Annotated in this window: 10 protein-coding genes and 1 pseudogene; 9 read left to right on the forward strand and 2 right to left on the reverse strand. The window is 66.0% G+C overall.

All coding sequences use genetic code 11. The features are described from left to right. From mycP to eccA, 3 genes are read left to right on the forward strand one after another with little or no spacing between them, the layout of a single operon-like run. Complete coding sequence (gene mycP, locus G6N66_RS09140) at nt 1-1728, forward strand: type VII secretion-associated serine protease mycosin (protein ID WP_232079244.1); 1728 nt, start codon at nt 1-3, stop codon at nt 1726-1728. Further along, nucleotides 1725-3317 carry a type VII secretion protein EccE gene (gene eccE / locus G6N66_RS09145; protein ID WP_085233063.1) on the forward strand — a complete coding sequence of 531 codons (1593 nt, stop codon included), beginning with the start codon at nt 1725-1727 and terminating at the stop codon, nt 3315-3317. Before mycP ends, eccE begins: the two co-directional genes overlap by 4 nt. Before the next feature lie 26 nt (nt 3318-3343). Further along, nucleotides 3344-5176, forward strand: coding sequence for a type VII secretion AAA-ATPase EccA (eccA, locus tag G6N66_RS09150; protein WP_085233062.1), 1833 nt, complete (start codon nt 3344-3346; stop codon nt 5174-5176). 125 nt (nt 5177-5301) lie between these two features. Here the strand turns inward: eccA and G6N66_RS30355 are convergent. Next, nucleotides 5302-5532 (reverse strand): annotated as a pseudogene (locus G6N66_RS30355) (abortive infection family protein); the annotation flags it as partial. An 844-nt stretch (nt 5533-6376) separates the two neighbouring features. Here G6N66_RS30355 and G6N66_RS09160 point away from each other — a divergent pair. From G6N66_RS09160 to G6N66_RS09170, 3 genes are all read left to right on the forward strand, one after another. Continuing rightward, on the forward strand, nt 6377-7729 hold the full coding sequence (locus G6N66_RS09160) for a hypothetical protein (RefSeq protein WP_085233060.1): 1353 nt from the start codon (nt 6377-6379) through the stop codon (nt 7727-7729). A gap of 302 nt (nt 7730-8031) precedes the next feature. Then, nucleotides 8032-8283, forward strand: a complete 252-nt coding sequence (locus G6N66_RS09165; protein ID WP_085233059.1) for a hypothetical protein — start codon at nt 8032-8034, stop codon at nt 8281-8283. Further along, on the forward strand, nt 8280-9077 hold the full coding sequence (locus G6N66_RS09170) for a hypothetical protein (RefSeq protein ID WP_085233058.1): 798 nt from the start codon (nt 8280-8282) through the stop codon (nt 9075-9077). The genes G6N66_RS09165 and G6N66_RS09170 overlap by 4 nt, the downstream gene beginning before the upstream one ends. 267 nt (nt 9078-9344) lie before the next feature. Here G6N66_RS09170 and G6N66_RS09175 read toward each other — a convergent pair whose 3' ends face one another. Then, the gene (locus G6N66_RS09175; RefSeq protein ID WP_139825225.1) at nt 9345-9545 is read right to left on the reverse strand and encodes a hypothetical protein; all 201 of its coding nucleotides are present in this window, start codon (nt 9543-9545) and stop codon (nt 9345-9347) included. Between the two features lie 34 nt (nt 9546-9579). On the opposite strand from G6N66_RS09175, the gene G6N66_RS09180 reads away from it, so the two are divergent. The 3 genes from G6N66_RS09180 (at nt 9580) to G6N66_RS09190 (ending at nt 21694) form a co-directional block, all read left to right on the forward strand. Continuing rightward, entirely contained in the window at nt 9580-14718 is a 5139-nt protein-coding gene (locus G6N66_RS09180) for a DEAD/DEAH box helicase (protein ID WP_085233056.1), read from the forward strand. Next, nucleotides 14715-17582 carry a helicase-related protein gene (locus G6N66_RS09185; RefSeq protein ID WP_085233055.1) on the forward strand — a complete coding sequence of 956 codons (2868 nt, stop codon included), beginning with the start codon at nt 14715-14717 and terminating at the stop codon, nt 17580-17582. Before G6N66_RS09180 ends, G6N66_RS09185 begins: the two co-directional genes overlap by 4 nt. Nucleotides 17583-17746: 164 nt before the next feature. Continuing rightward, nucleotides 17747-21694 carry an Eco57I restriction-modification methylase domain-containing protein gene (locus tag G6N66_RS09190; RefSeq protein WP_232079246.1) on the forward strand — a complete coding sequence of 1316 codons (3948 nt, stop codon included), beginning with the start codon at nt 17747-17749 and terminating at the stop codon, nt 21692-21694.

The following is a 21694-nucleotide window of genomic DNA, read 5'->3' on the forward strand; positions in this document are numbered from 1 at the left end:
GTGAGTCGTGCAAAGCTGTGTGCGGCGGTATCGACTGTCGTGGTAGTCGGGTTCACAGGGTTGTGGGGCGCCCCCCCAGTCGGGGCGGTGGAGCCCCCGCAGATTGATGTGGGCGCCACCCCGCCCGATGGGCCGCCGGGCCCGGATCAGCCGATGCGCCAGGGCGCTTTTTGCACCAAGGTGGGTACCTTGCCGGGCACGGACTACCGGGTGCAGCCGCACTACTTGGACATGCTGGATTTGGCTGAGGCGTGGCGTTTTGGCCGCGGCGCCGGGCAGCGGGTGGCCGTGATCGACACCGGGGTCAGCCCGCATCCGCGGCTGCCCGATCTCATCGGCGGCGGTGACTATGTCGTGGCCGGTGGGGATGGCCTGGCCGACTGTGACGCGCACGGCACGATCGTGGCCTCCCTGATCGCCGCCCAGCCAGCCGACGGCAAGACGCCGCTGCCTCCGCCGCGCCAGGGCCGCCATCCTGACACGGTGCCGACCACTGAGGCCCCACCTCCGCCGCCGCCACCACAAACGGTGACCGTGCAGGTGCCGCCTCCACCACCGCCTCCGCCGCCGCCGGACGGCGCGAGCTGGCAGCCCCGCCCACACCAAAAGGTCCTGGTGCCCGCCGGGCAGGCCAAGCCGGCCCCCCAGGGCCCGGCGCCCGGTCCTGATGATCCGGTGCCGCCGGGCCCGACTGAGCCGCCAACACCGCCGCCACCAGGAGGCCCACCGCCCCCACCGCCGCCGGCGGCCGCGCCGGCCGCGGACGGGTTTTCCGGTGTGGCCCCCGATGTGCAGGTCATCGCGATCCGGCAAAGCTCCAAAGCGTTTAGCCCCAAGGACGCCTTCGCCGGTAACCAGGACCCGGCCACGCGGCGCAAAGCCGGCGATATCCGCACGATGGCACGCGCGATCGTGCACGCGGCCAACATGGGCGCCACGGTCATCAACATTTCGGAGGTGTCGTGTATGACCGCGACCGACATGATTGATCAGCGCGATTTGGGGGCCGCGATTCACTACGCGGCCGTAGACCGCAACGTGGTGATCGTGGCGGCGGCCGGCAACGCCGGCAACGAGGGCGGCAACGACTGCAAGCAGAACCCGATCTATAACCCGTTGACCCCCAACGATCCTCGCGATTGGGCCGGGGTGACCACGGTGGCCACGCCGGCGTGGTTTTCTGATTACGTGCTCACGGTTGGCGCGGTGGATTCCACCGGTGCTCCGCTGGATAGCAGCATGGCCGGACCCTGGGTGTCGATCGCGGCACCGGGCACCGACGTCGAAAGCCTCTCGCCGCGCGACGACGGGCTGATGAACGCCGTCGAGGGGACCAAGAACACGTTGGTGGCCCCCGCGGGCACCTCCTTTTCGGCCGCGATCGTCTCGGGTGTGGCCGCGCTGGTGCGCGCGAAGTACCCGCAGTTAACGGCCCATCAGGTGATCAACCGGCTGCTGGCCACCGCACGCGCGCCGGCCCGCGGGGTGGATAACCAGGTCGGGCACGGCATCGCCGACCCGGTGGCCGCCCTGACCTATGACCTGCCGCCGGGGGAACCTGTTGGGCCGCAACGCTTAGCGGCCCCGCTGGTACTGGCACGGCCGAAGGTGGGCCGCGACATGACCCCGGTGTGGGTGGCCGGCGCCGGTGTGGGCGGGCTGGCGCTGCTGGGTTCGGTGGTACTGGGCTCGGCAGCATTGATGCGCCGGCGGGGGGCCCGCTCATGAAGTCGACCTTCCCGTTGAGCGTGGCGGCCGGCTGGGCACGGCTGGTGGCGTTGTTCGTCGTCGACGTCGCGGTGGTGGCGGCCGGCGCGGCTGTCGCGGGCCGGCCGGGCTGGTGGGCCGGTGCCGGGGTGGGGGTGGCGGTGGCGTTGCTGGCGGTGTTGCGTTGGCGCGGTGCGCCGCTGTTGACGCTGGCGTGGCGAGCACTGGGCGCTCGACGGTCAGGGCTGGGGGAGCCGGGCGGCGAGCTGGCCGATTACGAGCGCAACTTCGGGTCTGGCCCGGTCGGAATCCGCGCTGTGGGCCCGCATTTGGTGGCGGTGGTCGCTGTCGACGGGCCGCCGCATAGCCCCTCGGTGTTGGATTACCCGCGGGTGGAATCCTTGGCGAAGCTGCCCCTAGAGGCGGTGGCCGCCGGGCTGAGCCAGTTCGATGTGAGCCTGCAGGGCATCGACATCGTCTCGGTGGGCGCGCGGCGGGCCCCCAAAACACATCACCCGTATGCGCCGGTGTATTCGGCCGAGGTGGGTGATCATCCCGCGGTCGGGCAGCGCCGCACCTGGCTCGTGGTGCGGCTGGACGCGCTGGCCAGTGCCCGCGCGATTGTGTGGCGCGAGTCGGTGGCGGCCACGATGAGCGCGGCGGCCGAATGGCTGGCCGCGGAGCTGACCAGTTTGCGTATCCCGGCGCGGGTGTTGACCGCGGCCCAGATCCGCGCCGCCGATGAGGCGGTGCTGGCCGGTATCGACCCGAAGGGCTTGAGGCCAGGGTGGGGCCGGTTGCGCCACGCGGGCGGTTATGTGCAGACCTATTGGATGTCGCCGGGCGACATTTCCAGCACCGCGCTTGACCGGCTGTGGGCGCCGGACACCCATGCCACCGTGGTGTCGGTGCAGCTGCGCCGCAGCGACACCGGGGCCATCACAGCGGGGGTGATGGTGCGCTATCACACCGGCGGGCCGCTGGCCGAGCCGCCGCTGACCGGGCTGAACCCCTTTGCGGGTCGTCACGACGCCGCGCTGCGCGCCGGGCTGTTGAGCGCAAGCCGCGGGCTGGCGGTACCGGCGCGCGAGGTGACGGCCGCCGAAAAGGTGGCGGTGCCGATCGGGGCGACGGGCATCATCGTCGGCACCACTGCCAGCGGCCACCCGCTGCTGGTTGATCTGCGTGACCCGACCGAGCTGGCCACGGTGACGATCTGCGGGGAGTTCGCACTGCTGGTGCAGGTGGCGTTGCGCGCGGCCGCAACCGGCTACCAGGTCCTGGTGTGCACCAATCGCCCCCAACGCTGGCAGCCGGTCACCGGGGCCGGGCTACAGGTGGTCGGCGCGGCAGGGCTGGCCGAGCAGTTACCGGCCTCGCTGTACCCGTATGTGATCGTCTACGACGGGGTGGGCGGGCAGGCGCCGGCGGGGGCGGCAGTCACGGTGCGCACGGTCCGCAGACGCTCGGCCAGCGGCGCCGATATTCATATCGAGCAGGAGAGCGCCGGAGCGGCGGTGATCCGCACATGGGCGTTTCAATATCGGCTACGCATCAACCTCGATTATGAGCGCCGCCTGACCGACGCGGGCCCACGCCGGGCAGCCTAACGGGCGGCTAAGATTCGAAGCTAACCATGACAGGCATTGACGCAGAAAGCCCGGCCCGCAGCGCTTTTCGCCGCGGGCTGCTGGCATCCGGCATCGGTGTGGGCGGCTTGGTGCCCAGCCATAACCGGCAGGTGGCCGCCGAGATGTTTCGCACGGTCACCCGCGCCGAACCGAGCGTGTGTGACGGCTGGATGGGCCGGGTGCTGGCCGGTGAGGACACGGTGGAGGTCCTGGCCGGGGCCTGGGCTGCCGCAGAAACCTTCGGATGGGAGATCCGCCGACTGCAGGTGCTGGGCGCCGACTTTCGCCCCTTGGTGTTCGACGGACTGTTTTTGCAGCTGCCGATCAGCTCGGTGGATGCGCTGCGCTGCGCGTACGCGACAGTGTTGATCCGCGAAGCCAACTACAGCCAAGCTGATGAGCTGCTCAGCTCGGCGGGCACGCCCTCTGATCCCTTTGACGCCGACATGGCCTGCTACGTGTCCGGGCTGCTGCATTTCCGCACCCAACGCTGGACCGATGTGCTGCGCCTGTTCCCGGTCGACAAGCGTTGGTATCGGGCCGAATACGAGTGCGCGGCCACCGCGATGGCCACCACAGCACTGGCGTCGCTGGGGGTGTTCGAGGATGCGTTTCGCCGCGGGGACAAAGCCGCCGGCGATGACCGCGTACCCCAAGCCGCCACCGTGATCCTCTACACCCAGGCGATGTGTCTTCGCCACCTGGGCCGCGAAGATGAGGCCGCCCAGCTGCTGCGCCGGGTGTATTCGCGCGACCCGAAATTCACCCCGGCCCGCGAGGCGATGGACGACGCGACCCGGCGGCTGGTGCTGACCGACCCAGAAACCATCGAGGCGCGCACCGACCCGTGGGACCCGGCAAGCGCCCCGAGCCGACTAGAGACCGAGACGGCCCGCGACGCAGAGAAGGCCTCGGAGTATTTGGCCGAGGGGCAAGCCGAGCTGGACGCCATGCTGGGCATGCAGACAGCCAAGCGGGAAATCAAACGCATCCGCTCCACCACGAAGGTCAATCTGGCGCGCACCAAGGTGGGACTGCGGGTGCCGGTGACCTCTCGGCACACGTTGTTGCTCGGGCCGCCCGGGACCGGGAAGACGTCGGTGGCAAGGGCTTTCACCAAGCAGCTGTGCGGGCTTAAGGTGCTGCGCAAACCGCTGGTGGTGGAGACCAGCCGCGCCAAGCTGTTGGGCCGCTACATGGCTGATGCGGAGAAAAACACCGAAGAGATGCTCGAAGGGGCTCTGGGTGGGGCGGTGTTTTTCGACGAGATGCACACGCTGCACGAGCGCGGCTATTCCACCGGCGACCCCTACGGCAACGCGATCATCAACACGCTGCTGCTGTATATGGAGAATCACCGCGACGAGCTGGTGGTGTTCGGTGCCGGCTACGCCAAAGCCACCGCGCGGATGCTGGAAGTGAATCAGGGTCTGCGGCGGCGGTTTTCGACCGTGATCGAGTTCCACAGCTACACCCCGCCCGAGCTGATCGAGCTGACCAAGCTGATGGTGGGCGAAGATGAAGATGTCACCACCGATGAGGCCGTTGAGGTGCTGCGCCCGGATTTCGAGAGGTTCTATGCCGACGAAAGCATCACCGCCGAAGGCGATTTGATCCGCGGCATAGACGTGTTGGGCAACGCCGGGTTTGTGCGCAACGTGGTCGAAAAGGCCCGCGATCACCGCAATGACCGCCTGGACACCACCGAGCTCGATGACCTGCTGGCCAGCGACGACGTCGAGGTCACCGCCGAGCAGCTGCAACGGCTGCGCGAGCTCACCCGCGAGGACCTGGCCGAGGGTTTGCGCGCCGCGGTGTCGGAAAAGCGTTCCGAATAGGCGCTACTGGGGGTCGGCTTAGTAACTCGAACGAATCTGGTTGTTTTCGTGATCTTCGTTCGGGCGCAGCTTACGAGTGACCTTTGCGCCACGGCGCTTCGGGTCGGCGAGGTGTCGAGCATCAGCTGGCACAAGGTGAGCGCTGCTTTGACGGCGAGGTGTGCGTGCCGGCTGCCGAGACCGACACGTGCGGTTGCCGGACCGTGTCGGGTGCCCAGCACGCGGTTGCGCAGCTGGGCGAGTCCGTTTCGATGGGTTGTGACCGCACCGAGGATGCGTCTGACACCGTCGCTGCCGTCCGGTCCGGACCCGGTCGAGGGGTCCAGCCCGAGCGAAAGCTGTTCTGCGCGAGCCAATTTAGGCAGGTCGGATTTGTCGTCGAACGACTGGCGCGCCGGGAGATCTTGATCGACCGTCGATACCCCGGGCGTAGCCGATCTTCAGCTCCCGTCACGCAGATAGTATGCCGGTTAGCCCCCCTTCACCGGGAAGGATCACCGAACCAGTCTTACGGGACGTCGGCATTCCGGTCCTGCCGGGCCGCGGTCGCTCGGTGTCGGCGTGCCGTTTGAGGTTCCTCAAGCGGGTGCTCTACCGACCCTATGCTCGGAGCGTGTGTGAACATCCCTGGACAGGCGGCGGAGACATCTCATGCTGCTGGCAAGTCCAGAAGGGCCGGATGGGCAATGCACTTGACCCCCAGTAAGTAGCGGTAACCCATCTCCGCAGGTCGTCTGCAGTCTGCGGACCCACTCTATTTGCGCATGACGTGCAGAGACGCGGAGGAGTTCACCACTGCGTATCACGTGTGGTCCCAAAGTGGTCCCCAAGGCGCGTTATCCGATCACCGCGGCGTGCCCCACGGTCATCAACGTATCCCCCGCTTCTCGGCACGCTGCCACGCGTCAAGAATGCCGTCACCCATTCGTTCAGGCCGCCGTCGCGTTCGGCGAGCAGAAAGAAGGTTCCGCCAAGCGGCTTGCGGAAGCTTGCCGCCGCCTGCCAAGCGGCACACTGTACTGGGCCCGCATTTGGCCCCTTCCAAACCTCGTCTGGTCAGAGCGGCACTTGCTGACACAGTTCGAGAAAAACGCCGCGTGTCGCTGCACGCGTTCGGACCATACCTGTGCGATCTTATGGGGTTGCCCACCAGAAGGGAGCCGCATACACGATGTGACAATTTTAGGGAAAGGAACAGACGTGAAGGAAGAGGAGGAAGAGGTAGCGCGGGTAAGGAACTGGATCGGCCGGCTCGAGGGGTTCATCTCGTCATTCGACGGACTAGACGGCGAAACGCCAATTGACTTCTGCGAGAGTGCCTGTGACACCTGGCAAAGCACCGTGATGAGCGATAGCCCGCCGCCAACAAGTCCGGCTATCCTGGTGATCGTCGAGTCGTTCGGCGCACTGGCTAAGGTGATGACGACGGTATCGATGGATTGGGCGGACACGCCCGACGTTCGGGACCGATTGACCCGCAGTGACGTTGAGCAGCAAGTAAAAGACGCACTGGACGGCATTTGCCACGATGCCCGGCGGTGGCTGGCAGAAGGTCTGCCTTCTGACGACGAGATTAAGCAACGTATTGCCTCTGCGGGTGAGCAGTTACATGAGTCATTGAAAGCAAATGAGACCAAGAACGCCGAACTGGAAGCCGAGGACGCAGAGGCTGAATCAGACCCCTACGGCGCGATCCTCGTTCACCTCGACCCCAGCCGGTCTGATGCCCCAATCTTCGAGAAGGTCTGTTCGTTGACTGAAGACGAGGATATGCGTTATCGCGATGCGTACGAACAGCTTCGGCGCATGATCGACAGTGAGTTACTGCAGCACATCTCCGATGAGAGCGACCGTCTGTGGGATGTATTGATGGCGCTCCTGATGGATCTGCGTGATAACCGCATTCCAATCTTCGATGAGGATGCGTGGGATGAACACAGGCGCAAAGTGCGGTCGGCGCTGATCTCGTTCACCGCTGCCCTACACATTCACCGGGAACAGACGATCAATGCGGCGAAGAAGACGTTCGGCCGCGACACCGCACAGCTTGCCGCTGTCGAGCAGCTATTCACAGATTTGAGGAAGTCGTCGTTCGAGTACGGCTGGCTCGAAGAGATGCGGGGTGCGCTGCAGCACGGCGACATCAACGCGTTCAGGTACGACTTCTCGGCACGAGTGAACGGCGAGCCTGCGGCGAACGTGTACATGAGCCGCAAGTTCATGCTCGACTTCACGCGGCGCTCCTCCCGGAAGAAGTGGCTGAAGCGTCGTGAGTTGGAAGACATGGAGTCCGACCCCAGCGTGGTGGACATGATCAATGCGATTCAGCCGCTCATGGGGCCGCTTCAAGCGAAGCTGGACAAGATTTTGTATCCCAACGTGGCTGACGACGTGGCCACGGTGCGCGAACTCTTGAGCCAATACCCGGGCAAGCCAGGACTACATGCGTTGCAGAACGGTCCTGGTTTTACACGGCGCAACCTGTGGCCGGCCATGACCCCGCTTGCGCCGCGAGTGCTTGCATTCGTGGCCAATTACGAGGGCGCCCAGTGAGCTGAGCGGCGGTGTTCAACACCTTCCTGCCGCGAACACCCCAGGAGTTGGCCGACTGGCTCGACAACCTGCCCGCGACCTGACTAACCGCCAGAAAGTAGCGGCAGCGCGTCTTCGCGGTTCGGCATCAGTGAGCGCCGAGGTTTGCCGTGCACAACGTGCGCATGCGCGCGGATCGTCTGACCAGTGCGCATGAGGCGTGGCCCCAAGGTGGTTACGCTCGAGGCCAACCCAAATACTCTTGACGTTGTCTCGTATTACGCGCTTTAATATTGACAGATCGCAAGGGTTAAGGGGATGATGTGAACAACGCAATCGTCAAGATTGCCAAATGGGCGAGTTCGCAACAGTGGACGGTCGAGGATGACGCCAGCGGCTATACACGCTTCTACAACCCGCAAGGCGAATACATCGCCCGCTACCCCGCAACACCAAGCAACGAGTACCGGCGAACGCAGGATTTGGTAGTGGCGCTCAAGAAAGCCGGGCTGCCGTGGCCGCCGCCGAGCAAGAAGGAACAACGGGCACAACGCACGAAGGGAGACGAATCGTGACTGCCGATTGGGTCATCACGTTCACCTTCGACGCCGACCCCCCGATGGAGTCCATGGACACGTGGGAGAGGGACCTCGAAGGTTTTGATGTGTCCGTAGCTCGTGTCCCTGGCCGCGGCGTCGACGTGACCGTGTATGCGCCAGGCAACATGGGCCTGTTCGATGCGCTCAGCAAGATGCAGGGCGAGGTTCTGCATGTGGTTGACGTCGGGCAGCCGATCGGTGTCGAGATCGTCCCCGAGTCCGAGCAACGGCGGCGCGCCGAGGCGTACACGATGCCTGAGTTGATGTCTGCGGCTGAGATCGCCGACGAGTTAGGGATCTCGCGGCAGCGGGTGCATCAGTTGCGGGCGACCGCTGGGTTTCCAGAGCCGTTGGCTGATCTGCGCGGCGGCGCCGTGTGGGACGCGGCCGCGGTACGGAAGTTCGCCCAGACTTGGGAGCGGAAGCCCGGCCGACCGCCAAGCGGGACTTCTGGTGGCAGGTTTACTTTTCAGGTGACAGAGGGGCAACGACGCCGACCCGGTGATGTCAACTGGCGCATCGAGAACCCCACCAAGAACTGCTTCGTGTTGCGCAACATCGGCATCGACATCGCAGAAAACATTGAGATCGACATCGCCAGAATCGACGCGATTACCCGAGACCTGCCGAACGGCGCATCGTTGCGACCCGGAGAGGGCCTCGACATGATGCTGATAGCCGCGTGGGGTCACCCGGTTCCGAATCAGCTGTATGTGCGTTGGGCGGGACACCCAGAATGGCAAGCGGTCCCATTGGCCAGTTCGTTCTAACCGGTCTCCGATCGGTAGAGCTCAGCTAACGCAAGGTCTCGCGCAGCCAACCCCGCGGGCTGACGGACAAGTGATGCAGCCACGTCCCGATGTGGGCCGCAACGGACTCAGATCCGATGTCTGTCAGGAGCAGGGTGCATCCTGCGAGGACGAGGCTCGCCAATGCGACGTAGAGAGCAATGCGGCTGATTTTGAAAGGGTCCCGTGCGGCCCGCAACGAGGCCACCGTCGACAGGATGTCCCGGATGTTTGCGTCGCCACGGGGCTTCATCGAAGGCGCTGGTAATACGCCTTGCGCGCCCATTCAGCCCTCTTAGCGCGCTCCTGAACACTGAGCTCGCCTTCGGGATCGACCTCGTTCTCGAACGTGTAGGCCGTGATCGCAATCCGATTGATCGGTGAAGCGCCTGCCGCCGATTTCCCGAAAGTCTCCGAGCGCACAACTACGCTCGGCTCAATATTGATCAAGACGACGATGAAGGCACGGTTAAGGAGGGGCGCGGTGGACGCCTTCGGGGTGCTCGACGAGGTCCTGACCGACTACAAGTCGTTCGTCGAGGGGTTCCTCAACATCCAGGACGACCGGGTGCGCACCAAGGTCGATGACGAAATCGACGGCGGATTGCTGTGGCCCGAACCGTGGCTGGCGCTCAACCCCGCCTTTGAACCCGGCGGCACGGTCAGCGAACTGGTCGGCCGCGACGTACTGCACCCGGCTGCCACCGAGATTTTCCGGGTGCGCAGCGAGCCGTCCGATCCCGGCCGCGAGATCACCTTCCACCGGCATCAGACCGACGCTTTCGAGGTCGCCAACCGGCGAGAATCGTACGTGCTGACCACCGGGACCGGGTCGGGCAAGTCGATGGCCTACATCGTGCCGATCGTCGACCGGGTTTTGCGCGAAGGCTCCGGCAAAGGGGTGCGGGCGATCGTGGTGTACCCGATGAACGCCCTGGCCAACAGCCAGCGCAACGAGCTGGAGAAGTTTCTCGGCGCCGAGGACCCGAAGGTCACCTTCGAGCGCTACACCGGCCAGGAGTCGCGGGTGGACCGGGAGCGGATCCTGGCCGACCCGCCCGACATCTTGCTCACCAACTACGTGATGCTCGAACTGATGCTGACCCGGCCCAAGGAGCGGGTGGGTCTGATCGCCAGCGCGAAGAACCTATCGTTTTTGGTGCTCGACGAGTTGCACACCTACCGCGGCCGCCAGGGCGCCGACGTTGCGATGCTGGTGCGCCGGCTCCGTGGCGCCGTCGGCGCCGACGCGCTGCAGTGCATCGGCACCAGCGCCACCCTGGCCGGCCCGGGCACTCGCGCGGCCCAGCGCGAGCAGGTCGCCGAGGTGGCCACCATGATCTTCGGCACGCCGATCGGCGCCGGCAACGTCATCGACGAAACCCTGCGCCGGGCTACCATGGGCAGCCCCGACCCGGCGGCACTGACCGCCCGGCTCAGCCGCGACGCCCCCAGCACGTGGGAGGCGCTGCGGGTCGATCCCCTTGCCGTCTGGGTTGAAGAGACCTTCGGGCTTACCGACAAGGAAGGTCGCCTCGCGCGGCAGTCCCCGAGACGGCTCAGCACCGCTGTTTCCGACCTGAGTGCGCTGACCGGCGTGAAGGCCAAGACCTGCGACAAACGGCTGCGCGAGCTGTTGCTGGCCGGCTCGAAGGTCCGCGACCCCGCGGGTGCCACCCTGTTCGCGTTCAAACTGCACCAGTTCATCGGCAAGGGTGACACCGTCTACACCACCCTCGAAGCCCCCGAAAACCGCTACCTGACAACCCAGTACCAGCGTAGCGCCCCGCACGGAACGCCGGGTCGGCCGCTGTTTCCGCTGGCGTTCTGCCGCGAATGCGGCCAGGAATTCCTGGTGGTCAACCTCGATAAGAACGCCGAGAAGTTCAGCCCGCGACCACTCAACGACACCCGCGGCGAGCAGGCCAACGCCACCGGACTGCTGTTCCTCTCCGGGGCCCCATGGCCAAGCCCCGCCGACCTCGCCGTGGTCGACCTGCTCCCCGAGGACTGGATCATCGTCGACGGCGAGAACCGCAGCCTGGACAAGACGCGTGTGAACCGTCTGCCGGTCGGCTACCGGGTTGACCAGTTCGGCACCGTGGTCGATGACGGCCTGCCGGCGGCATTCTTCGAGCGCCTGGACTTCTGCCCGTCCTGCAAAACCAGCTACGAGAGTTCCCAGCAGTCGGAATTCTCCCGGGTCTCCAGCCTGGGCACCGAAGGGCGCGCCAGCGCCGTCACGGTGCTCACCCAGTCGGTGGTGCGCACCCTAAGATCGCAGTCCGACCTCGACGCCGAGGCCCGAAAGTTCCTGGCGTTCAGTGACAACCGCCAGGACGCCAGCCTGCAGGCCGGCCACTTCAACGACTTCGCCCTGGTCGGCCTGGTCCGGTCGGCGCTCTACCGGGCCGCCAGGCACCAGGAGGAACTGCATCCCGAGGAACCGCTGACCGACGACACCCTCGGCATGGAGGTACTCAAGGCGCTCGGCGGCGACCTCACCCTGTTCGCCCGCGACCCGGAAAGCGCGTCAGAACCCATGCCCAGCAAGAAGATCGCCCGCGCCCTGCGCGACGTCGTGACCTACCGGGTGTGGGCCGACCTGAAACGCGGCTGGCGCATCACCATGCCCAACCTCGAGCAGACCGGGCAACTGCGCCTGAGCTACGGCGGGCTCGACGACCTGGCTGCCGACGACACCAAGTGGCAGGCCGCCGGCCAGCCGTTGGCCGGGGCAGAACCGGCCACACGCTCGAAGGTCATGCATGCGCTGCTCGACGAGATGCGGCGCAACCTGTGCATCGAGTCGGAGTTCCTCACCGAGGAGAAATACGACGCGATCAAACGCGCCAGCGCCCAATGGCTCAAAGCGCCATGGACATTGTCGGATGAGACCGGGGTGTACTCCGGCACCGCCTTTCCCGGCAGCCGGCCCCGCGGCGGGTCGTTCGGTGGCGACCTCTACGTCTCCGGGCTGGGCCTTTACGGACGGTGGCTGCGCCGCCACGACCGCTTCCCGCGCCACGACCATCAGCTAAAGCCCGCCGACGCCGACGTGGTCATCGCCGGCCTTTTCGCCACCATGGCCAAGGCCGGCATCCTCGCCGAGATCAAGGGCTCGAACAAGCGCACCGGCTACCAGATCAAGTCCAGCCTGATCGAATGGCGTTGCGCATCAGGGGAATCCCGCGCACCCGACCCGATCCGCGGCAACCAGAAACAGGGCCGGGTCAACCCGTTCTTCAGGCACCTGTACGAGGAGACCGCCAAGGGACTGGTCGGCCTGGAGGCGCGCGAACACACCGCCCAGGTCGAACCCACCATCCGCCAGGAACGCGAGAAGCTCTTCAGTGACGCCAAACTGCCGGTGCTGTACTGCTCGCCGACCATGGAACTCGGCGTGGACATCAAGAGCCTCAATGTGGTCGGCATGCGCAACGTCCCTCCCACCCCGGCCAACTACGCGCAACGGTCCGGACGGGCCGGTCGTTCCGGGCAACCCGCTGTGGTGCTGACCTACTGCGCCACCGGAAACGCCCACGACGCCTACTATTTCGGCCGCAGCCACGACATGGTCGCCGGGGCGGTGGCCCCGCCCCGGCTGGAACTGGGCAACCAGGACCTGGTCCGGGCGCACGCGCACTCCATCTGGCTGGCCGCATGCGAGCTGGACCTTAAGGCCAGCATGGTCGACCTGATTGACATCGACCAAGCCGCGCTGCCGCTGCGGGCCGAGGTGCTGGCCACCACCAACTCCAACACCGCCCGCACCGGCGCCACCGCCGCCATCGCCAAAGTGCTGGCCGCCACCCCGGAGGTCACTCAGGCGCCGTGGTGGACCCCAGACTGGGTCAAAGACACCGTGGCCGGCGCCCCCGCGCAGTTCAACGAGGCCGCCGACCGGTGGCGCACCCTATACCGGGAGGCGCTGGCCGAACTTGACGCCTCCAATAAGGTGCTCAAGGAGATCGGCGCCTCCGAACCGGCCAAACGCGGCGCCCGCGCCCGCATCATCGAGGCCCGCGCCGCCTTGGACCTGCTGCGCGGTCAGGTCGACGACATCGTGCAGAGCGACTTCTACCCCTACCGCTACTTCGCCTCCGAGGGCTTCCTGCCCGGCTACTCATTCCCCCGGCTGCCGCTGGCGGCATTCATCCCAGCCGACCGGCGCACGAAGAACGGCCAGGGCGACTACGTGCAGCGGCCCAGGTTCATCGCTATCAGCGAATTCGGCCCCAACGCCTTCATCTACCACGAGGGCGCCCGCTACGAGGTGGATCGGGTTAGCCTGCCGGCCCGCGACGACGGCGCCGGGGTCAACATCACCGAGATCAAACGCTGCAACACATGCGGCTATCTGCACGACAACCCGACCGGTGTCGAACTGTGCCAGCACTGCAACGGCGCCTCGCTCGAAACGCTGACCCACATGATGCGGCTGATGTCGGTGAAAACCCGTCGCCGCGACCGGATCAGCGCCGACGAGGAGGAACGCCAGCGCGCCGGCTACGAGATCATCACCTCGATCCGGTTCGTGCCGCACGGCGAACGCGCCGGGCAGACCACCAGCACCGTGACCGTTGACGGCGACGAGGTGGCCGCCATCACCTACGGTGACACCGCACTGATCCGCCGCATGAACGTCGGCCTACGACGCCGCAAGGACAAACACGTCAAGGGCTACTTGCTGGACACCCTGGAAGGCCGCTGGGCCAAGGAGGCCGACCTGGCCAAAAACGTCGAAGGCCAGGACCCCCGCATTCGCCTGGTTGTGCCTTACGTGGAAGACCGGCGCAACGCCATGGTCATGCACCTGGACCCCGGCATCGGTACCGACGAGCGGATGGCGCTGATGTATGCCCTGAAGCGCGGCATCGAAACGGTGTACCAGCTGGAAAGCAGCGAACTGGCGGTCGAGCCGCTGCCCGGCCACACAGGCGACAACGCCTGGTCGCGGCTGCTGTTCTTCGAAGCCGCCGAAGGCGGGGCCGGGGTGCTGCGCCGGGTCGCCACCGAGGACGGCCAGCTGCGGACTGTCGCCCGAAAAGCCTTGGAGTTACTGCACTTCGACCCCGAAACCGGCGAGGACCGGCACCGTGCCCCGTACGCCAGGGAGGACTGCGCCCAAGCCTGCTACGACTGCCTGCTGTCGTACTCCAACCAATGGGACCACCAGCACCTCGACCGCCACACCGTACTCGGGCTACTGCAACGCCTGACTCGGGCGTCCACCGAGGCGGAATCTGCCGCCAGCGATGCCCCCGACGAGCAGTACGAAAAGCTTGCAGCTGTAAGCAACAGCCTCGAACGGGAATTCCTCGACATGCTCAAGGCCCACGGATACCGACTGCCCGACGAAGCGCAGCAGATCGTTGACGGCTACTACGTTCGCCCGGACTTCGCCTACCACACACCGGGGATGAGCGTCGCTGTGTTCATCGACGGCCCGGTTCATGACAGCGATCACCAGCACCAGACGGACGACAAAGCGCAGATGAAGCTTGAGGATGAACTCGGCTGGCTGGTAATGCGATTCAAGTATGGGGACGTCGAAGCAGGCTGGCTGCCTGCTATTGCCGCGCACCCCGACATCTTCGGCAACGGGAACCCCGGCGCATGACGGCCACCACTTTCCCGCCCGGCACCCTGGTGCGCGCCCGCGGTCGCGACTGGCTGGTCATCCCCGGCGGCACTGAGACCATGCTGCACGCCCGCCCGCTGGGCGGCAGCGACGCCGAAACCACGCTGCTGCTACGCGATTTCGACCACCCCACCCCGTCGGTGTTCACCCCGCCCACGGTTGAGGACCGCGGCGATTCCACCCGTGCCCGGCTGTTGCGCGACGCGCTGCGACTGTCGTTTCAGGCCACCGGCGGCCCGTTCCGCTCCTTCGCCCGCATCGGCGTCACCCCCCGCAACTACCAGCTGGTGCCGCTGATGATGGCCACCGCCCAAGACACCACCCGGCTGCTGATCGCCGACGGCGTCGGCATCGGCAAAACCGTGGAAGCCGGACTGATCGTCGCCGAACTGCTGGCCACCGGCGACGCCGACCGGCTGGCCGTGCTCTGCTCGCCGCAGCTGGCCCCGCAGTGGCAGTCCGAACTGGCCACCAAGTTCGGGATCGACGCCAAGCTGTTATTGCCCTCCACCGTCAACCGGCTGCAACGCACCGTGCCGTTCGGGTCCACCCTCTACGAGCACTACCCGCACCTGGTGATCTCCACCGACTTCATCAAGCAGCACACCCGCCGCGACGAATTCGCTGTGTACTGCCCGGAATTGGTCATCGTCGACGAGGCCCACACCTGCGTGGCCGCCTCCACCGCGGCCAAGACCTCGCATGCCCACCTGCGCTACACGCTGCTGCGCAAGCTCGCCGACGACCCCACCCGCCACCTGCTGCTGCTGACCGCCACCCCGCACAGCGGCGACAACGAGGCCTGGCAGTCCCTCATCGGTCTGCTCGACGCCCGGCTGGACGACCTGCCCGCCGACCTGTCCGGCCGCGACCGTGAAAACGACCGAAAGCTGCTGGCGCAATTCATGATTCAGCGACAGCGCGCCGACATCCGCGAGTACCTCGACGAGGACACCCCGTTCCCGGAGCGACAGTCCACCGAGACCTCGTATCAGCTGACCCCCGGCTACCGGGAGCTGTTCGATAACGTCATGGCCTTCGTCCGCAAAGAGGTCGACGACCCGACGCTGAGCGCCGTGCACCGCCGGGTCCGCTGGTGGTCGGCCATCGCGCTGCTGCGCTGCCTGGCCTCCAGCCCAGCCGCCGCCGAACAGACCCTCCTCAACCGGGCCGCGCTCAGCGCCGACGACACCACCGAATCCCTGGACGCCCGCGCCGAACCCCGCATCCTGGACACCGACATCGACGACACCACCGAGGGCGAGGACACCGCGTTCGGCTGGGACATCGAGGAACACACCAAACCCACCAAAACCCAACGCCGGCTCCGCGAGCTTGCCGTCGCCGCCGCGGAGCTCAAGGGCCCCAAGGCCGACGCCAAGCTCAAGCGGCTCATCCCGCTGCTGACCGGCCTGCTCACCGACGGCTACCACCCCATCGTGTTCTGCCGCTACATTCCCACCGGCGATTACCTCGCCGAGCACTTGGGCGCCGCCCTGACCAAAAAGGTTGCCGGCCTGCGCATCGACGCCGTCACCGGCAACCTGCCCCCAGAGGAGCGCGAACTGCGGGTCAATACGCTCACCGACCACCCCGGCCCGCGGCTGCTGATCGCCACCGACTGCCTCTCGGAAGGCATCAACCTGCAGGAGGGCTTCACCGCCGTCGTGCATTATGACCTGGCCTGGAACCCCACCCGCCACGAACAACGCGAAGGCCGGGTGGACCGCTTCGGCCAGCAAGCCGACACCGTGCGCACCATCACCTACTACGGTGAGGACAACGGCATCGACGGCATCGTGCTCGACGTCCTGATCCGCCGGCACAACAAGATCCTGAAAGCCACCGGGGTCTCGGTGCCGGTGCCGGTGGACTCCACCACCGTGATGAAAGCCATCTGGGAGTCACTCCTGTTGCGCGGCAAGGAAACCGAACAACTCACTCTCGACCTCGGGGCAGCAACCTCGCACACACTGGCTGAAGCTGTCGAGGTCGAATGGTTCAACGTCGCCGAACGAGAGAAGGCCTCCCGCTCCCGGTTCCGCCAGGCCGGCATCAAACCCGCCGCAGTGTCCAAACTCCTCGACGAGATCCGCAGCGCCCTCGGCGGTCCCGCCGACGCCGAACACTTCACCCGCACCGCGCTGTCCCTGCTCGGCGCAACCATCGCCGACACCGCCGACGGCTTCACCGCCCGCACCGACACCCTGCCCCCCGAGGTGCGCAACCAGCTGCCCGTGACCAAGGACCACCGGCTGCACTTCCACCGCTCCCTGCCCGTGCCGCCCGGCCACCACGTGCTCAACCGCGTCGACGCCGTCGTGGAAACCCTGTCCCGCTACGTGCTCGACGCCGCCCTCGATCCCACCCTGTCCGCGCTGCTGCGGCCCGGCCGGCGCGCCGCAGTGGCCCGCTCCTCGGCCGTGCAAAAGGTCACCACCCTGCTGGTGGTGCGCTACCGCTTCGAGGTCACCCTGCCCGGCTCCCGGGCCACGGTTACCCAGGTCGCCGAGGACGCCCACTTCCTGGCCTTCACCGCCACCGGCGACCACATCCACTGGCTGCCCACCGACGAGGTCGACCAGCTGCTCACCATCCCGCCCACCGCCAACGTCGCCGACGCACTCGCCGACACCCAACTGACCCGCGCCCTGCACCGCCTGCCCGACCTACACAGCCACCTCGAGGCGACCGGCCGGCACAAAGCCGACCAGCTCGTCGCCGAGCACCGCGACGTGCGCACTGGCAGCCGCGCCGGCGGCAAGACCGTGACCGCCAAACTGCTACCACCACCCGACGTGCTCGGCGTCTACGTGTTCCTCCCAGACGGGGCCGCCCGATGAGCGCGCTATCCCCGTTCCGGTCCATCAGCACCGTGGGCACCGTACTCACCGGCGACGTCCTAGCCAACGCCGCCGAGCTGCGGATGCCCGGCCAAACCGCCGCCGACTACCAGCTGCCCCCCGGCATGACAGTCAACGCCGCCATCGCCCGAGCCTGGGACGCCATGCTGGCCGCCTACGCCGAATGGCACAAAGCGCTCACCAAACTTCCGGCCACCGACCCGGCCACCAAAATCACCCGCGACAAATGGCTGCTTCCACTGTTTTACGAACTCGGTTGGGGCCGAATCGAAATCGTCAGCGGCGGCCTCGACATCAAGGGCGAACTCGGCGATACCACTACAGCACACTTCCCGATCTCCCACCGCTGGTCCTACCCCGACGCCGCCTCACCCACCGCCTGGGTGCCCATCCACCTGCTCGGCGCCCGCGTCGCCCTGGACGCCAAAACCGCCGGGGTCACCGCCCGCGCACCACAGTCGATGGTGCAGGACTACCTCAACCGCCAAGACCGGACGCTGTGGGCGATCCTGTCCAACGGCAGCCAGCTGCGGCTGCTCCGCGACGCCTCCGCGCTGTCGCGGCAGTCCTACGTCGAATTCGACCTCGACGAGATCTTCGCCAACCAGCTCTACGCCGACTTCCGCCTGCTGTTCCTCACCGCGCACGCCACCCGCTTCACCCCCCGGCTCACCGGCGCAGCCGCCAAACAAGCCGGGACCGCTGCCGCCCAGGGCGATGACGAGGAAGACGTCGACACCGAGGCCGAACTGCCCGAAGCCCGGCTAGACAACTGCTGGCTGGAACGCTGGCGCCTGCAAGCCATCGACGTCGGATCGCGGGCCCGGCTTAATCTGCAAAACGGCATCGCCGTCGCCATGGAACAGCTCGGCAACGGCTTTCTGGCCTGCCCGGACAACGCCCACCTTCGCGACGCGCTGGCCAGCGCGCCTGACGCCGACCTCGACCTGCACCGCGCCCTACTGCGCATCGCTTATCGGCTTATCCTGCTGTTCGTCGCCGAGGACCGCGAGCTCCTGCATACCGACGCCGCCAAACCCGCAGCCCGGCAACGCTACTCCACCTACTTCTCCACCGCCCGGCTGCGCCAACTGGCCACCACCCACGCCGGCGGACGCCACACCGACCTGTGGGACGCCCACCAGATCATCACCGACGCCCTGGCCGGCCACGGCCTGCCCGCCCTCGGCCTCAACGGCCTGGGCGCCGGGCTGTACGCGCGGGACTTCCTCGGCATCCTTGACGGCGCCCGACTGCCCAACTACGCATTCGTCGCCGCCATCAAGGCGCTGTCCCAGATCAGCGACCCGCAGACCGGCACGCCGCGCAACGTCGACTACCGCAACCTCGACAGCGAAGAGTTCGGCGGCATGTACGAAGGGCTGCTGGCCTATACCCCTCGCTACGACCCCACCGACCACACCTTCAGCCTCACCGTCGCCGCCGGCAACGAACGCAAGAAGTCCGGCTCCTACTACACCCCCACCGAACTCATCGACGTCGTGCTCACCGAAACCCTCGACCCGCTCATCGCCGACGCGCGGAAGCAGTCCGATCCGGAACAAGCGTTGCTGGCGCTCACCGTCGTCGACCCCGCCTGCGGCAGCGGACATTTCGTGGTCGGTGCAGCCCGACGCATCGCCACCGCACTGGCCGAAGTCCGCACCGGCGACACTGAACCCAGCCCCGCCGCCGTCCGCGCCGCCACCGCCGATGTCATCGAACGCTGCCTCTACGGCGTCGACATCAACGACCTCGCCATTGAGATCACCAAGGTCGCGTTATTGCTGGAAGCCTTCGACGCCAGCCGGCCGCTGCCCTTCCTCGACGCACACTTCCGCGTAGGCAACACCCTGCTCGGCACCACCCCCGCCCTGCTGAAGAACAACATTCCCGATACCGCGTTCGTCGCCCTCGGCGACGATGACAAAGCCTGGACCACCAAACTCAAGGCCCGCAACAAGGCCGAATGTGAAGCCGACACCGACCAGCTCAGTTTCGAATTCGGTTCGGAGACACTCAACGTCGACACTGGCCAATTCCATAAGGCCGCCCAGGAGGCCGACACCGGCACCATCGCCGACCTCGCCCAACTGCGCGCTCGTGCCGACGCCTGGCGCAAGCTCGAACACGATCGCGACCTCAAAGCCGCTAAGCTGACCGCTGACGCGTGGTGTGCCGCATTCGTCCAGCTTAAAACCGGGGCGCACAGTTCCGGCCACGGGATCACCCACGCAACCCTGCGCGCCCTGTCCGAAGGACAAACCGTACCTTCGAGCATCACCAAGCAGATTGGGAGACTCGCCCGCCAGTACCGGTTCTTTCACTGGCACTTGGAATTTCCCACCATCTTCACAGTTGGTGACGGCGGACAAGTAGACCCGGCGACCGGCTGGAGCGGCGGCTTCTCCTGCGTGATCGGCAATCCGCCCTGGGAAACGCTGCAGATGGAGGACAAACAGTTCTTCAGTAACTTGGGTCGTAACGATATCGCTGACGCGCCGAATGCGGCGGCCCGCAAGAAGATGATCGAGAAACTCGCGACGACAGACCTCCCGCTGTATCAGCGTTATCGGGACGCCGCTCGCGAGTCGGAGGCAACAACTCACTTCGTTCGCGGCGGCCGGTACCCGCTGACGGCTACAGGAAAGATCAACACCTACAGCTTGTTCGCTGAAACCATGCGCACCGTCGTCGGACCGCACGGTGCCGCCGGCATCCTCACGCCCACGGGCCTGGCCACCGACAAGACAACCTCGGCTTTCTTCTCGGATACGCTGAGCGCCAAGCGGCTATATGCCTTCTACGACTTCGAAAACGAAGACAAAATCTTCCGCGACGTAGACCACCGGGTACGCTTCGCTGTCACCGTGATGACCGGCAGCCGACACACGATCAAGAAAACTCGATTCGCCTTCCTTACCCGCCACATCGCCGACCTCGCGTCACGTCGTTTCGCCTTGGCACCAAACGAGGTGCTGAGGATGAACCCAAATACAGGCACCTTGCCGATGTTCCGCAGCCGCGTCGACGCCGACATCACTCTTGGCATATACAACCGTCACCCCGTACTCATCCGTGATGATGATCCTGACGGCAACGCATGGGGATTGTCTTTCAGTCAGGGTCTTTTCAACATGGCGTCTGATTCGCACTTATTCCATCAGGCCGACGACCTGTCCCGTGCTCACTTCAATGGTTGGTCTTACGAACACGGGCGCAAGGAGTATGTGCCTCTCTATGAGGCGAAGATGCTGAGCCACTTCGATCACCGTTTCTCCACCTATCGGGGTGCGACCCAAGCCCAACTGAACGTGGGCTCCCTGCCTCGACCATCGGACAAGGAGCATGACGATCCGGACATGGAGGTCCTTGCCCGCTACTGGATTGATCGAAGCGAGGTGTCTGCGAGACTCGCGGGCCGCTGGGATCGGGACTGGCTTCTTGGTTGGCGCGATATTGCTCGCTCCAGCGATTCGCGCACCCTCCTGCCATCGGTGTTGCCAGCTTCGGCAGTGGGCCATGTTTTTCCGGTTGCTTTCCTAGCCGAGCCCGCGTCGGCACCCCGCCTACAAGCCGTCTGGTCAACTCTTGTTTTCGACTACGTCGCACGGCAGAAGTTGAGCGGCACTCATATGACCTACAACATCATCAAGCAGCTAGCTGGCCCAACGCCAGAGACCTTCGATGATCGAGCGCTATGGCACAGACAGTTGTCGCTTGGTGAGTGGGTAACTCCGTACGTTCTCGAACTTTCCTACACCTCGTGGCGTCTCAAGCCGTATGCGAAGGACCTTGGCCATGACGGCCCGCCCTTTCACTGGGATCCCGACCGTCGCGCGCTTATTCGTGCCGACCTCGACGCCGGCTTCCTCCACGTATACGGACTCGACCGCGACGAATCCGAACATGTCCTCGACTCCTTCCCGGTCGTCCGGAAGAACGAGGAACGTGACCTCGGCGAGTTCCGCACCAAGCGACTTGTCTTGGAAGCCTACGACCGCATGGCCGCCGCAATCGCCAAGGGCGGTAAGGGGTGGAAGCCGCTCGCCGATATCCCGGCGGGATCGGGTCCACGGCACCGTAAGTGA

This window comes from Mycobacterium conspicuum (assembly GCF_010730195.1).
GTDB lineage: Bacteria > Actinomycetota > Actinomycetes > Mycobacteriales > Mycobacteriaceae > Mycobacterium > Mycobacterium conspicuum.